Source organism: Thioalkalivibrio sp. ALR17-21, assembly GCF_000420185.1.
Taxonomy (GTDB): domain Bacteria; phylum Pseudomonadota; class Gammaproteobacteria; order Ectothiorhodospirales; family Ectothiorhodospiraceae; genus Thioalkalivibrio; species Thioalkalivibrio halophilus.
The window spans coordinates 1-15,374 of sequence record NZ_ATUL01000039.1; the positions used below are offsets into that span (position 1 = coordinate 1).

The 15,374-nt window shown below is 63.2% G+C and carries 12 protein-coding genes, 1 tRNA gene and 1 pseudogene; all 14 read left to right on the forward strand.

What is annotated here, in order from left to right; translation table 11 throughout:
* Positions 1-111: pseudogene (locus tag G020_RS15135) on the forward strand (elongation factor Tu); the annotation flags it as partial.
* A 76-nt stretch (positions 112-187) separates the two neighbouring features.
* A tRNA-Trp gene (locus G020_RS0113820) sits at positions 188-263 on the forward strand.
* Positions 264-302: 39 nt separating this feature from the next.
* Positions 303-668, forward strand: a complete 366-nt coding sequence (secE, locus tag G020_RS0113825) for a preprotein translocase subunit SecE (protein WP_018871341.1) — start codon at positions 303-305, stop codon at positions 666-668.
* Between the two features lie 18 nt (positions 669-686).
* Positions 687-1,220: a transcription termination/antitermination protein NusG gene (gene nusG / locus G020_RS0113830; protein ID WP_018947940.1), complete on the forward strand. Its 534-nt coding sequence runs from the start codon at positions 687-689 to the stop codon at positions 1,218-1,220.
* Positions 1,221-1,283: 63 nt separating this feature from the next.
* Positions 1,284-1,715 carry a 50S ribosomal protein L11 gene (gene rplK / locus G020_RS0113835; RefSeq protein ID WP_018871343.1) on the forward strand — a complete coding sequence of 144 codons (432 nt, stop codon included), beginning with the start codon at positions 1,284-1,286 and terminating at the stop codon, positions 1,713-1,715.
* 1 nt (position 1,716) lies between these two features.
* A complete protein-coding gene (rplA, locus tag G020_RS0113840; protein ID WP_018871344.1) occupies positions 1,717-2,412 on the forward strand; it encodes a 50S ribosomal protein L1 in 696 nt (231 codons plus the stop codon).
* A 224-nt stretch (positions 2,413-2,636) separates the two neighbouring features.
* The gene (gene rplJ, locus G020_RS0113845; RefSeq protein ID WP_018871345.1) at positions 2,637-3,158 is read left to right on the forward strand and encodes a 50S ribosomal protein L10; all 522 of its coding nucleotides are present in this window, start codon (positions 2,637-2,639) and stop codon (positions 3,156-3,158) included.
* 70 nt (positions 3,159-3,228) lie between these two features.
* Positions 3,229-3,612, forward strand: a complete 384-nt coding sequence (gene rplL, locus G020_RS0113850) for a 50S ribosomal protein L7/L12 (RefSeq protein WP_018947939.1) — start codon at positions 3,229-3,231, stop codon at positions 3,610-3,612.
* Positions 3,613-3,743: 131 nt separating this feature from the next.
* Entirely contained in the window at positions 3,744-7,823 is a 4,080-nt protein-coding gene (gene rpoB / locus G020_RS0113855; protein ID WP_024330001.1) for a DNA-directed RNA polymerase subunit beta, read from the forward strand.
* 70 nt (positions 7,824-7,893) lie between these two features.
* The gene (gene rpoC, locus G020_RS0113860) at positions 7,894-12,141 is read left to right on the forward strand and encodes a DNA-directed RNA polymerase subunit beta' (protein WP_024330002.1); all 4,248 of its coding nucleotides are present in this window, start codon (positions 7,894-7,896) and stop codon (positions 12,139-12,141) included.
* Positions 12,142-12,250: 109 nt separating this feature from the next.
* A complete protein-coding gene (rpsL, locus tag G020_RS0113865) occupies positions 12,251-12,628 on the forward strand; it encodes a 30S ribosomal protein S12 (protein WP_018871349.1) in 378 nt (125 codons plus the stop codon).
* Between the two features lie 27 nt (positions 12,629-12,655).
* Positions 12,656-13,123: a 30S ribosomal protein S7 gene (gene rpsG, locus G020_RS0113870; RefSeq protein WP_018947936.1), complete on the forward strand. Its 468-nt coding sequence runs from the start codon at positions 12,656-12,658 to the stop codon at positions 13,121-13,123.
* A gap of 18 nt (positions 13,124-13,141) precedes the next feature.
* On the forward strand, positions 13,142-15,238 hold the full coding sequence (fusA, locus tag G020_RS0113875) for an elongation factor G (RefSeq protein WP_024330003.1): 2,097 nt from the start codon (positions 13,142-13,144) through the stop codon (positions 15,236-15,238).
* Positions 15,239-15,278: 40 nt separating this feature from the next.
* Positions 15,279-15,374 (forward strand): GTP-binding protein (locus G020_RS15140; RefSeq protein ID WP_018873918.1); only part of this gene is annotated, 96 nt, incomplete at its 3' end.

Consider the following 15,374-nt stretch of genomic DNA (forward strand, 5'->3'; position numbering starts at 1 on the left):
ATGACGGTGTCGCTGATCAGCCCGATCGCCATGGAAGACGGTCTGCGTTTCGCGATTCGCGAAGGCGGCCGCACCGTGGGCGCCGGCGTCGTCTCGAAGATTATCGAGTGATAGACTGAGCAGTCAGCTGGCACGTCACCCGCGTTTGCACCCGCTGCAATCGCGGGTGTCTGCCTTCTACGATTACAGGCCAGTAGCTCAATTGGCAGAGCAGCGGTCTCCAAAACCGCAGGTTGGGGGTTCGAGTCCCTCCTGGCCTGCCATCTTTTACGATGGCGGCAAGCACCGGGTGAGACGATTTCATGACTGAACAATCGGAAGGCAGCGGCGCGCTGGATACCGTCAAGCTCGCCGTGGTCGTGGCCTTGCTCGTTGCCGGCGTCATGGGCTTCTACTGGTTCCAGGACGAATCGACGCTCGTGCGCGTGGTCGGTTTGCTTGCTGTCGTGGCCGTGGCCGCCGGGATCGGCATGACCACCTACAAAGGCCGACAGCTGAGCGCCTTCATGGGCAACGCCCGCACCGAAGTACGCAAGATGGTCTGGCCGACCCGTGTCGAAACGACCCAGACAACCCTGGTCGTGATCGCCGTCGTCATCGTGGTGGGGATCTTCCTCTGGCTCCTGGACATGTTCCTGGGGTGGTCCGTCAGTCGCTTCATCGGATAGGCATCAGGAATCTACCCCATGGCATTACGCTGGTACGTAGTACAGGCATTCTCCGGCTTCGAGTCCCAGGTCAAGCGGTCGCTGGAAGAGCGCATCGAGCGCTTCGAGATGCAGGACCATTTTGGCCAGATCCTGGTCCCGACCGAAGAGGTCGTGGAGATGAAGGACGGCCAGAAGCGCAAGAGTGAACGGAAGTTCTTTCCGGGGTACGTGCTGGTCCAGATGGATTTCAGCGACGAGGCCTGGCACCTGGTGAAGGCGGTCCCTCGCGTCCTCGGATTCATCGGGGGAACGGCGGATCGCCCGGCCCCGATCAGCGAAAAGGAAGCCGAGGCCATCCTCAACCGCATGGAAGAGGGCGCGGAGAAGCCACGTCCGAAGGTCCTGTTTGAAGTTGGCGAGATGGTTCGCGTCATCGATGGGCCCTTCAACGACTTCAATGGTGTCGTCGAAGAGGTCAACTACGACAAGAGCCGTCTGCTGGTGGCCGTCCAGATATTCGGTCGTTCGACCCCGGTGGAGCTCGAGTTCCATCAGGTCGAGAAAACCTGACGCATTCTGCGTTCAACACCTTGATCGGGGAGCCGCGAGGCGCCTGTACCCGAGGGAGTCAGCATGGCAAAGAAAATCGAAGCCTACATCAAGCTTCAGGTCGGGGCTGGCAAGGCCAACCCGAGTCCCCCCGTCGGCCCCGCGCTGGGTCAGCGCGGCGTGAACATCATGGAGTTCTGCAAGGCGTTCAACGCCGAGACCCAGGACATGGAGCCCGGTCTGCCGATCCCGGTGGTGATTACCGTGTATTCCGACCGGTCGTTCACCTTCGTGACCAAGACCCCGCCGGCACAGATCCTTCTGAAGAAGGCCGCCGGAATCCAGAGCGGCTCGGGTGAGCCGAACACCAAAAAGGTCGGAAAGGTCACGCGCGAGCAGCTGGAAGAGATTGCACGCGCCAAGGAGCCGGATCTGACCGCCGCCGACATGGACGCCGCGGTCCGGACGATCGCCGGCAGCGCCCGCAGTATGGGCATCGATGTGGAGGGTCTCTGAGATGGCGAAGCTGAGCAAACGCATGCAGACGATCCGCGAGAAGGTGGAGCCGACTCGTGCGTATCCCGCCGATGAGGCCTTCTCCCTTCTGCGCGAGCTGGCCACCGCAAAATTCCGCGAGTCCGTCGACGTCGCCGTGAATCTGGGAGTGGATCCGCGGAAATCCGACCAGGTCGTGCGCGGCTCCACGGTCCTCCCGCACGGCAACGGCAAGACCGTTCGCGTGGCGGTGTTCACCCAGGGCGATAACGCGGATGCCGCCAAAGAGGCCGGCGCGGATGTGGTCGGCATGGATGACCTTGCCGAACAGGTCAAGGCCGGTCAGCTGGATTTCGACGTGGTGATCGCCTCGCCCGATGCGATGCGCGTGGTGGGTCAGCTGGGCCAGATCCTCGGTCCGCGCGGTCTGATGCCCAACCCCAAGGTCGGTACCGTGACGCCGGATGTGGCCACGGCGGTGACCAACGCCAAGGGCGGGCAGGTCCGCTACCGCACGGACAAGGGCGGCATCGTCCACTGCACGATCGGCGCGGCCGACTTCGAGGCGGATGCCCTCAAGGACAATCTGAACGCGCTGCTGCAGGATCTGATCAAGATGAAGCCGGCGACCTCCAAGGGCCAGTACGTGCGTGGAGTCACGGTCTCGACGACGATGGGCCCCGGGCTGAAGGTCGACGGCGCCACCCTCAATCTCTGATTCCGCCGTACGCGGCGGAATCCAATGCTTTGGTCGGCTGTCGCGCGAGCGGCACGCCATCCAAGACCGCAGGCGGGCCGCATGGCGGCGCTTAATATCCCAGCCTGCGCAGATGGTGTCACCCGATTCAGGAATGGCCTGCGACGGGAGCACCTGAGTACCGGTCTTCGGACCGGTTCACGACCATCTCCGGATGGTCTCAACAGAGGAGAGTCAACGTGGCTTTGAATCTCGATGACAAGAAGCAGATTGTCACGGAACTGGCTGCGATTGCTGCCTCGGCGCACTCCGCGGTGGGTGCGGAATATCGAGGTCTCTCGGTCGCGCAGATGACCGAGCTGCGCAAGCAGGCTCGGGAGCAGGATGTTTATCTGCGCGTGGTGAAGAACAATCTCGCCAAGCGTGCGCTGGCGGGCACGGACTTCGAGTGCATGCAGCCCGAGCTGCATGGGCCGTTGGTTCTGGCCTTCAGCCTGGAGGAGCCATCCTCCGCCGCGCGTCTGGTGCGTGATTTCGCCAAGACCAACGATCAGCTGAAAGCACGGATGGTGTCCTTCGGCGGCGAGTTGATGGGGGCGAACGATCTCGAACGCCTCGCCAGCCTGCCGACCCGCGAAGAGGCCCTGAGCCAGCTGATGGCCACGATGCGCGCACCGCTCGACAAGTTCGCCCGCACCGTCAACGAGGTGCCCGGCAAACTGGTGCGTACCGTTGCAGCGATCCGCGATCAGAAGCAGGCAGCCTGATCCCGGTTCCTGGAATCCTATTCGCTAGCACATTTCTGAATGCGGGCAGCCCCGCAGGGAGAACCTACTAATGGCCGTTTCGAAAGAAGATATCCTGGAAGCCATCGGCAACATGACGGTCCTCGAAATCGTGGACCTGATTGGCGAGATGGAAGAGAAGTTCGGCGTGACCGCGGCTGCTGCCGTGGCCGCAGCCCCGGCCGCCGCCGGCGGTGGTGAAGGTGGCGGCGGTGAAGCCGAGAAGGACGAGTTCGACGTCGTCATGTCCGGCTTCGGCGACAACAAGGTTGGCGTCATCAAGGTCGTGCGCGGCCTGACCGGTCTGGGCCTGAAGGAGGCCAAGGAAATGGTCGAAGGCGTGCCGGCCACCGTGAAGGAAGGCGCGGCCAAGGAAGAAGCCGAGAAGATGAAGGCGGAGCTGGAAGAAGCCGGCGCGTCCGTCGAGCTGAAGTAACAAGGGCGTCACGCCCGTTGTCAGACGTGTCCGTCACGGGCATGCGGAGCTGGCGGCTGCGAGGCCGTCAGCTTCCGCCCGTGGTGGCGCGGATTTATTGCGCGTTGTTCTGCTAGCCCCCGAGGTATTCCATGGCCCTCAGTTATACCGAAAAGAAACGCATCCGCAAGGATTTCGGGAAGCGTCCCCAGATCCTGGACGTTCCGTATCTGCTGGAGACCCAGCTCACCTCCTACCGCAATTTCCTCCAGGAGGACCGGGGTGCGGACAGTCGCGAAGGACTCGGTCTGCACGCGGCGTTTCAGTCGGTATTTCCCATTGTCAGTTACTCCGGTCACGTTCAGCTGGAGTATGTCAGCTATCGGCTCGGCGAGCCGGTCTTCGACGTCAAGGAATGCCAGATCCGCGGCGTGACCTATGCGGCCCCGCTGCGTGTGCTGCTGCGGCTGGTGATTCACGACAAGGATGCCCCTGCCGGCTCCACCGTGGTGAAGGAGGTGAAGGAGCAGGAGGTCTACATGGGCGAACTGCCCCTGATGACCGAAAACGGCACCTTCGTGATCAACGGTACCGAGCGGGTGATCGTTTCCCAGCTGCACCGTTCGCCCGGGGTGTTCTTCGACTCCGACAAGGGCAAGACCCAGGGAAGCTCGCAGAAGCTGCTGTACAACGCACGCATCATCCCGTACCGCGGTTCGTGGCTCGATTTCGAGTTCGATGCCAAGGACGGGGTGTATGTCCGTATTGACCGTCGCCGGAAGCTGCCGGCCTCCATCCTGCTGCGTGCACTGGGGATGGACACCGAGCAGATCCTGGAGACGTTCTTTGATTTCAGCCGGGTGACCCTTGACGAAAATGGCGGCGAGCTGGATCTGATCCCCGAACGTCTGCGGGGGGAAACCGCGGTGGTGGACATCACCGACGGCGACAAGGTCATCGTGGAAGCCGGTCGGCGGATTACGCCGCGGCACATCCGCGAGATCGAGAAGGCCGGGATTCGTACGCTGCACCTCCCTGACGAAAATCTTGTGGGTCGCGTGCTCGCGCGGACGATTATGGATCCGTCCACCGGGGAGGTGATCGGCAACCCGAACGATGCCCTGACCCAGGATCTGCTGGACCGGCTTCGGGCCGAAGGGATTCAGCAGTTCGACACGATCTACACGAACGAGTACGACCATGGGCCGTACATGTCCGACACATTGCGGCTGGATCCGACCAAGACCCAGCTGGAGGCACAGGTCGAGATCTATCGCGTGATGCGTCCGGGCGAGCCGCCGACCAAGGATGCCGCGGAGAACCTGTTCGCGAACCTGTTCTTCTCGGAAGACCGCTATGATCTTTCGGCCGTCGGCCGCATGAAGTTCAATCGCCGCGTCGGTCGTGATACCGATGAAGGCGAGGGGGTGCTGTCCACGGACGATATCCTCGACGTGCTCAAGGTCCTGATCGATCTGCGCAACGGCAAGGGCCGTACCGACGACATTGACCACCTTGGCAATCGTCGCATCCGGTCGGTGGGCGAAATGGCGGAGAATCAGTTCCGCCTGGGGCTGGTCCGCGTCGAGCGTGCGGTCAAGGAACGTCTGACCGTCGCGGAGAGCGAGGGGCTGATGCCGCAGGAACTGATCAATGCCAAGCCGGTGGCGGCGGCGATCAAGGAATTCTTCGGCTCCAGCCAGCTTTCGCAGTTCATGGACCAGAACAACCCCCTCTCCGAGGTGACCCACAAGCGCCGGATCTCCGCGCTGGGTCCGGGCGGCCTGACGCGCGAACGCGCGGGCTTCGAAGTGCGGGACGTGCATCCGACGCATTACGGGCGGGTATGCCCGATCGAGACTCCGGAAGGACCGAACATCGGTCTGATCAACTCGCTGGCGGTGTATGCGCGGACCAACCGTTACGGGTTCCTCGAGACGCCTTATCGCAAGGTCGAGGACGGGCGCGTCACCGATGAGATCGCCTATCTCTCGGCCATCGAGGAAAGCCAGTACGTGATCGCGCAGGCGAACGCGGCCATGGACGAGGGCGGTCGCCTGACCGATGACCTGGTGTCCTGCCGGTACCAGGAAGAGTTCACGATCTCCTCGCCGGACAAGATCCAGTACATGGATATCTCGCCGAAGCAGATTGTTTCGGTAGCCGCCGCGCTGTTGCCGTTCCTGGAGCATGACGACGCGAACCGCGCCCTGATGGGTGCCAACATGCAGCGCCAGGCGGTTCCGTGCCTGCGCTCGGACAAGCCACTGGTGGGAACGGGTATCGAGCGTACCGTGGCCATCGACTCCGGATCGGCGATTGTCGCCCGGCGTGGCGGCACCGTGGATTCCGCGGACGCCGGACGTGTGGTCGTGCGGGTCAATGACGACGAGACCCAGCCGGGCGAACCGGGCGTGGATATCTACAATCTGACCAAGTATTCGCGCTCGAACCAGAACACCGCGATCAACCAGCGTCCGCTGGTGGCCGTTGGTGACGAAATCGCGCGTGGCGATGTGCTGGCCGACGGTTCCTCCACGGACATGGGCGACCTGGCGCTGGGCCAGAACATGATGGTCGCGTTCATGCCCTGGAACGGTTACAACTTCGAGGACTCGATCCTGATCTCGGAGCGTGCGGTTCACGAGGATCGCTACACCACCATCCACATCGAGGAGCTCAACTGCACCGCGCGTGACACCAAGCTCGGGCAGGAAGAGGTGACGGCGGACATCCCCAATGTCTCCGAGTCGCTGCTGTCCAAGCTGGACGAGTCCGGTGTGGTGTACGTGGGTGCCGAGGTGAAGCCGGGCGACATCCTGGTCGGGAAGGTGACGCCCAAGGGCGAGACCCAGCTGACGCCGGAAGAGAAACTGCTGCGTGCGATCTTCGGCGAGAAGGCGTCGGACGTGAAGGATACGTCCCTGCGCGTCCCGTCGGGCGTCGAGGGAACGGTCATTGACGTTCGCGTGTTCACGCGGGACGGCGTCGAGAAGGACGCCCGGGCCAAGTCCATTGAAGAGGACGACATGGCCGCGGTGCGCAAGGACCTGCGGGATCAGCTGCGGATCTACGAGGACGACATCTTTGCGCGCATGGAGAAGCTCCTGGTCAACAAGACCGCCGCAGGCGGGCCCGACGGGCTGGGAGACGGCTCCAAGGTGACGAAGAAATACCTGCAGGGCCTGTCGCGTGACCAGTGGTTCGAGATCCGCCTGCAGGATGATGACGTGAATGCCCAGCTGGAGGACCTCGGGCGTCAGCTCAAGGACCAGAAAACGGCGTTTGACGAAAAGGTCGAGCACCAGAAGGCGAAGCTGGCCGCGGGCGACGACCTGCCGCCGGGCGTGCAGAAGATGGTCAAGGTGTACGTGGCCGTGAAGCGTCGTCTGCAGCCGGGCGACAAGATGGCCGGTCGCCACGGTAACAAGGGCGTGATCTCCATGATCGTGCCGGAAGAAGACATGCCGTTCCTGGATGACGGGACGCCGGTGGACGTGGTCCTGAACCCGCTGGGTGTGCCTTCGCGCATGAACGTCGGGCAGGTGCTCGAGGTCCATCTTGGGTGGGCCGCGAAGGGGCTGGGCGACAAGATCAACCGCATGCTCGAGGCGCAATCCGAGATCGCGAAGCTGCGCGAATTCCTGGACCGCATCTACAACCACCGTGATCGCAAGGTCAACCTGGATGAACTCTCGGACACCGAGATCCTGACCCTGTGCCGGAACCTGCGGGGCGGCGTGCCCATGGCTACCCCGGTGTTCGACGGTGCGGCCGAGGAAGAGATCAAGGAGATGCTGCGGCTCGCCGATCTGCCGGAGACGGGTCAGGCGACCCTGTATGACGGCCGGACCGGGGAGGCCTTCGATCGCCCGGTGACGGTGGGCTACATGCATATGCTCAAGCTCAACCACCTGGTTGATGACAAGATGCACGCGCGCTCCACCGGCCCGTACTCGCTGGTAACCCAGCAGCCTCTGGGCGGAAAGGCGCAGTTCGGTGGCCAGCGCTTCGGCGAGATGGAGGTCTGGGCGCTGGAGGCCTACGGCGCTGCCTACACCCTGCAGGAAATGCTGACGGTGAAGGCGGACGACGTGCAGGGCCGCAACAAGATGTACAAGAACATCGTCGACGGCGAGCACCAGATGGAAGCCAATGTGCCCGAGTCCTTCAACGTGCTGATGAAGGAAATCAAGGCGCTGGGCATCAACATCGAGCTCGAGCAGGACTGACCCGCTCCGTTCGCAACGTGATCCGAAGGGGCGCCGCGCGCCCCTCGAAAACTAGCTGTGAGGCAAGTGAATGAAAGACCTCCTGAATCTGTTCAAGCAGCAGACCCAGCCGGAAGAGTTTGACGCCATCCGGATTGGCCTGGCGTCCTCCGACCAGGTGCGCTCCTGGTCGTTCGGCGAAGTGAAAAAGCCGGAGACGATCAACTACCGCACCTTCAAGCCGGAGCGGGACGGGCTGTTCTGTGCCAAGATCTTTGGCCCGGTGAAGGATTACGAGTGCCTGTGCGGCAAGTACAAGCGCCTGAAGCACCGGGGCGTGGTGTGCGAGAAGTGTGGCGTCGAGGTGACCCAGACCAAGGTGCGCCGCGAGCGCATGGGGCACATCGATCTGGCCTCCCCGGTTGCGCATATCTGGTATCTGAAGAGCCTGCCGTCGCGCATCGGCCTGCTGCTGGACATGACCCTGAAGGACATCGAGAAGGTGCTGTACTTCGAGTCCTTCATCGTGACCGACCCGGGGTTCACCACCCTGGAGAAGCGTCAGCTCCTGACCGACGAGGAGTACCTCGAGGCGATGGAGGAGCACGGTGACGACTTCACCGCGATGATGGGTGCGGAAGCGGTACTGAGCCTTCTGAAGGAGCTGGATCTGCAGTCCGAAGCCGCGCGCATGCGCCAGGAACTGTCGGAGACCGGTTCCGAAACCAAGATCAAGCGCCTCGGCAAGCGCCTGAAGCTGATCGAGTCGTTCCTGGAGTCCGGCAACAAGCCGGAGTGGATGATCATGGACGTGCTGCCGGTGCTGCCGCCGGACCTGCGTCCGCTGGTGCCGCTGGACGGCGGTCGCTTCGCGACTTCCGACCTGAACGACCTGTACCGCCGTGTGATCAATCGCAACAATCGTCTGCGTCGTCTGCTGGAGCTGAATGCCCCGGACATCATCGTGCGCAACGAAAAGCGCATGCTGCAGGAGTCCGTGGACGCGCTGCTGGACAATGGCCGCCGCGGCCGTGCCATCACCGGGACCAACAAGCGCCCGCTGAAGTCCCTGGCCGACATGATCAAGGGCAAGCAGGGCCGCTTCCGTCAGAACCTGCTGGGCAAGCGCGTCGACTACTCTGGCCGTTCAGTGATCGTGGTCGGCCCGACCCTGCGCCTGCACCAGTGTGGCCTGCCCAAGCGCATGGCGCTGGAGCTGTTCAAGCCGTTCATCTTCGGCAAGTTGCAGCGGCGCGGCCTCGCCACCACCATCAAGGCCGCCAAGAAGGCCGTGGAGAAGGAAGGCCCCGAGGTCTGGGATATCCTCGAAGAGGTGATCCGCGAGCACCCGGTGATGCTGAACCGCGCGCCGACCCTGCACCGCCTGGGCATCCAGGCCTTCGAACCGGTGCTGATCGAGGGCAAGGCGATCCAGCTGCATCCGCTGGTCTGTGCCGCGTTCAACGCCGACTTCGACGGTGACCAGATGGCCGTGCACGTGCCGCTGTCGCTGGAGGCGCAGCTGGAGGCGCGCACGCTGATGCTGTCCTCCAATAACGTGCTGTCCCCGGCCAATGGCGAGCCCATTATTGTTCCGTCGCAGGACATTGTGCTCGGCCTTTATTACCTGTCGCGGGAGAAGGTCAACGCGCGGGGCGAAGGCATGGTGTTCGCCGACGTTGACGAGGTGCATCGCGCCTACGAGAACGGCAAGGTCGATCTGCATGCGGGCGTCACCGTGCGCATGGAGGACCCGCACGCCGAACATGCCGAGAGCGAGAGCGAGCGCCCGCGCGTGCGTCTGGAGACCACGGTCGGGCGGGCGATCCTGTCCCGGGTCATGCCGCGCGGACTGCCCTTCGAGCTGATCGATCAGGAGCTGGACAAGAAGAGCATCTCGCACCTGATCAATGCCTGCTACCGCCGCCTGGGCCTCAAGGACACCGTGGTGTTCGCGGACCAGCTGATGTATGCCGGTTTCTACTACTCCACCCGTGCCGGCGTGTCCTTCTGCGCGGATGACATGGTGATCCCGGACGAAAAGCAGCCGATCCTGGAGAATGCCGAGGAGCAGGTGAAGGAAATCGAGGAGCAGTACGCCTCGGGCCTGGTCACCAAGGGCGAGCGCTACAACAAGGTCGTGGACATCTGGGCGCACTGCAACGACCAGGTGGCGAAATCGATGATGGAGCACCTCGGCAAGGAAGAGGTGACGAATCGCGACGGCGAAGTGGTCGAGCAGCGTGCGTTCAACTCGATCTTCATGATGGCCGACTCCGGCGCGCGCGGATCCGCCGCGCAGATTCGCCAGCTGGCGGGCATGCGCGGCCTGATGGCCAAGCCGGACGGGTCCATCATCGAGACGCCCATCACCGCGAACTTCCGCGAGGGTCTCAACGTCCTGCAGTACTTCATCTCGACCCACGGCGCCCGCAAGGGCCTGGCGGATACGGCGCTGAAGACCGCCAACTCGGGGTACCTCACGCGCCGCCTGGTGGACGTGTCGCAGGACGTGGTGGTGACCGAGCCGGACTGCGGTACCGAACAGGGCCTCCTGATGAAGCCGATCATCGAGGGCGGCGATGTGGTCGAACCGCTGCGCGACCGCGTGCTTGGTCGCACGGTGGCGGTGGACATCCTGCGCCCGGGCACCGACGAGGTGCTGGTGCCGAAGGACACCCTGCTCGATGAGGCGATGGTGGATCAGCTCGATGCCGCGGGCGTTGACGAGGTCCTGGTGCGGTCGGCGATTACTTGCGAGACCCGGCAGGGTATCTGCGCCAAATGCTACGGGCGCGACCTGGCGCGCGGCCACGAGGTCAACTCGGGTGAATCGGTGGGGGTTATCGCGGCCCAGTCGATCGGCGAGCCCGGAACCCAGCTGACCATGCGTACGTTCCATATCGGGGGTGCTGCGTCCCGCGCTGTCACGGTCAGTGCGATCCAGGTCAAGAATGCCGGGCACATCCGTCTCCACAACATCAAGACCGTGGAGCACAAGTCCGGCAACCTGGTGGCGGTGTCGCGTTCCGGAGAACTGGGAGTGATCGACGAGGCCGGCCGTGAGCGCGAGCGCTACAAGGTTCCCTATGGCGCGACGATCATGGTCCATGAGGGCAATGCGGTCGAAGCCGGTCAGGAAATTGCCACCTGGGATCCGCATACCCACCCGATCGTGACCGAAGTGGCGGGTACCGTGAAGCTCGCGGATTTCATCGAAAACGTGACGGTGACGAAGGAGACGGACGAGTTCACCGGCCTGTCCTCCAACGTGGTCCTCGATCCCAAGAGCCGGAGCTCCGCGGGCAAGGATCTGCGGCCCACGGTCAAGCTGCTGGATGACGCCGGGAACGAGGTCTACATCCCGGGGACGGACATGCCCGCGCAGTACATGCTGCCGGCCAACGCGATCTTCAACCTGGAAGACAATGCGCGGGTCGAGGTGGGTGACGTCATTGCGCGCCTGCCGCAGGAGTCTTCGAAGACCCGTGACATCACCGGCGGCCTGCCGCGCGTCGCCGACCTGTTCGAGGCGCGCAAGCCCAAGGAACCGGCGATCCTGGCCGAGCTGTCCGGTACGGTTTCGTTCGGGAAGGAAACCAAGGGCAAGCAGCGTCTGATCATCACTCCGGACCGGGGCGACGCCCACGAGATGCTGATCGTCAAACAGCGGACCGTGAACGTGTTCGAGGGCGAGCGTGTCGAGCAGGGCGAAGTGATCGTCGATGGCGAACTGGACCCGCACGATATCCTCCGCCTCAGGGGCGTCACCGCGCTCGCGGAATATCAGGTGCAGGAGATCCAGGATGTCTATCGCCTGCAGGGCGTGAAGATCAATGACAAGCACATCGAAGTCGTCGTCCGGCAGATGCTGCGCAAGGTCAACATCCTGGATCCCGGCGATACACGTTTCCTGTCGGGCGACCAGGTGGACCGCACTCGCGTCCTCGAGGAGAACGAGAAGCTGTCTACCGACCAGCAGCCGGCAACCTACGAACGTGTGCTTCTGGGGATTACCAAGGCCTCGCTCGTGACGGAATCGTTCATCTCTGCGGCCTCCTTCCAGGAAACGACGCGGGTGCTGACCGAGGCCTCGACGCGCGGCGCGCGGGACGACCTGCGCGGGCTCAAGGAGAACGTGATCGTGGGTCGCCTGATTCCCGCGGGGACCGGGTTGGCCTATCACAAGGAACGCCGCCGCAGGCGGGCTCTCGAAATGCCCGAATTCGAAACGGTGGGCGAGAGCACACCGGAGGCCGAACCGGCCGAAGGGCCGTCGGCCGGGCCGGAGAGCGAGCCCGGCGGCGACAGCGGAGCATCGGGTGATTCCGCGCAGTGATGCGGAATCGAGTTGACAGTCAAGAGGGCGCGCATTAAACTTCCGCTCCCTCGACAGGCCGGTCTCGGCACCGGCCTGTCGTTATTTTTAGGCTAGGAGAAAGGGTTTCATGGCCACGATCAACCAGTTGGTACGAAAGCCGCGCAAGCGGCCGGTCGAGAAGAGCGACGTGCCGGCGCTTCAGGGTTCGCCGCAGAAGCGCGGTGTATGCACCCGTGTCTACACCACCACGCCCAAAAAGCCGAACTCGGCGCTGCGCAAGGTTGCGCGCGTGCGGCTGACCAACGGTTACGAGGTCAGCTCCTATATCGGTGGCGAAGGGCACAACCTGCAGGAACACTCGGTGGTCCTGATTCGTGGTGGTCGTGTGAAGGACCTCCCGGGTGTGCGCTATCACACGGTCCGCGGAAGCCTGGACACCCAGGGCGTGCAGAAGCGCGCGAAGGGTCGTTCCAAGTACGGGACCAAGCGTCCGAAGAAATCCTAACCGTGTTCAAGTCCGGGAACTGAAACAATGTCGAGAAGAGCAGCCGCACCCAAGCGTCACATCCTCCCCGATCCGAAATTCGGGAGCGATCGTCTGGCGAAGTTCATCAATACCGTCATGCGGGATGGCAAGAAGTCCGTCGCCGAGCGGGTCGTCTATGGCGCGCTGGACCAGATCGAGTCCAAGCAGGGTGACGGCCTGGGCGCGCTGGAGCGTGCGCTCGACAACGTGCGTCCGCGGGTCGAGGTGAAGGGCCGCCGGGTCGGCGGTGCGACGTACCAGGTTCCCGTCGAGGTGCGTTCGGTCCGTCAGGACGCACTGGCGATGCGCTGGGTGGTCGAGGCGGCGCGCAAGCGCGGCGAGCGCACCATGGCCATGAAGCTGGCCGGCGAGCTGATGGATGCGGCCGACAGCAAGGGATCCGCCGTCAAAAAGCGCGAAGACACTCACCGGATGGCGGATGCCAACAAGGCATTCGCGCACTTCCGCTGGTAAGAACGAAGAGGCACCTCTGTGGCACGCAAGACCCCCATCAAGCGCTATCGCAATATCGGCATCAGCGCGCATATCGACGCCGGCAAGACCACCACGACGGAGCGCATCCTGTTCTATACCGGTCTGTCGCACAAGATCGGCGAGGTGCATGACGGCGCCGCCGTGATGGACTGGATGGATCAGGAGCAGGAACGCGGGATTACCATTACCTCCGCGGCGACGACGTCGTTCTGGTCCGGCATGGCCAAGCAGTTCCCCGAGCACCGCATCAACATCATCGATACGCCGGGGCACGTGGACTTCACGATCGAAGTGGAGCGTTCCATGCGTGTGCTGGATGGTGCTTGCATGGTGTATTGCGCCGTCGGTGGCGTTCAGCCGCAGTCGGAGACCGTGTGGCGCCAGGCCACCAAGTACGAAGTGCCGCGGATCGCGTTCGTCAACAAGATGGACCGCGCCGGTGCGGACTACGAACGCGTCTACAATCAGATGCGCGAGCGCCTGAAGGCCAATCCCGTGCCGATCCAGATCCCGATCGGTTCGGAAGACGCCTTTGCGGGGGTGATCGACCTTGTGAAGATGCAGGCGATCCACTGGCATGACGACAACTATGGCATCAGCTTCGATTACGGCGAGATCCCGGACGAGCTGAAGGCCGACGCCGAGAAGTGGCGCGAGAACCTGGTCGAATCCGCCGCCGAGGCCTCGGAAGAGCTGATGGAGAAATACCTCGGCGAGGGCGAGCTGACCGAGGAAGACATCAAGGCCGCGCTGCGCAAGCGCACGCTGGACCTCGAGATCGTGCCGATGATGTGCGGCTCCGCGTTCAAGAACAAGGGTGTCCAGGCGATGCTGGACGCCGTGGTCGAGTACCTGCCCTCGCCGGAAGAAGTCAAGGCCATTAAGGGTGTCAAGGCCGGTACCGAAGATCCCATCGAGAAGAAGGCCACCGACGACGAACCGTTCGCGGGTCTGGCTTTCAAGCTGATGAGCGATCCCTACGTCGGGAGCCTGACATTCGTTCGAGTCTACTCGGGCGTGGTGAAGGCGGGCGACACGGTTCTGAATACCCAGAATAACCGTCGCGAGCGGATCGGGCGCATCCTGCAGATGCACTCGAACAGTCGCGAAGAGATCCCGGAGCTGCGCGCCGGCGACATTGGTGCCGTGGTGGGCCTGAAGGACCTCTACACCGGCACCACGCTTTGCTCGCCGGATGATCCGGTCGAGCTCGAGCGCATGGAGTTCCCGGATCCGGTGATTTCCATCGCGGTCGAGCCGAAGACGAAGACCGACCAGGAAAAGATGGGCATGGCGCTGAACAAGCTGGCGCAGGAAGACCCGTCGTTCCAGGTGCGCACCGACGAAGAGTCCGGCCAGACGATCATTTCCGGCATGGGCGAGCTGCACCTCGAGGTGCTGGTCGATCGCCTGAAGCGGGAATTCAAGGTCGAGGCCAACGTGGGCCAGCCCCAGGTGGCGTACCGCGAGACCATCACGAAGTCGATCGAGCAGGAAGGCAAGTTCGTCAAGCAGTCCGGCGGACGCGGTCAGTACGGTCATGTCTGGCTGCGGATCGAGCCGCAGGAGCCGGGTGTCGGTTTCGAGTTCAAGAACGAGATCGTCGGCGGCGTCGTGCCGAAGGATTACATCCCCGCGGTGCAGAAGGGGATCGAAGAGCAGATGCGCAATGGCGTGCTCGCTGGCTACCCCATCGAGGATGTCAAGGTCAGTCTCTTCGACGGCTCCTATCACGACGTCGACTCGAACGAGAACGCCTTCAAGGTCGCGGCCTCCATGGCCTTCAAGGAGGGCGCCCTGCGTGCCGGGGCGGTGCTGCTCGAGCCGATGATGAAGGTCGAGGTGGAGACCCCCGAGGAGTACATGGGTGACGTGATGGGCGACCTTAACGGCCGTCGGGGCCTGGTGCGCGGCATGGAAGATGTTGCCGGCCAGAAGCTTCTGCACGCGGAGGTCCCGCTGTCGGAAATGTTCGGGTACTCGACCCAGCTGCGCTCGCTGACCCAGGGCCGGGCCACTTATTCGATGGAATTCGAGAAATACTCCGAGGCGCCGGCCCAGATCGCCGACGCCGTGGCCCGCAAGGCGTCCTGATACCGCCATTCCGTAGAGAACGATTTAAGAGGTCTTAGCTGTGTCCAAGGAAAAGTTCGAACGCAAGAAGCCGCACGTGAATGTGGGGACGATTGGTCATGTGGACCACGGGAAGACGACGCTGACGGCGGCGTTG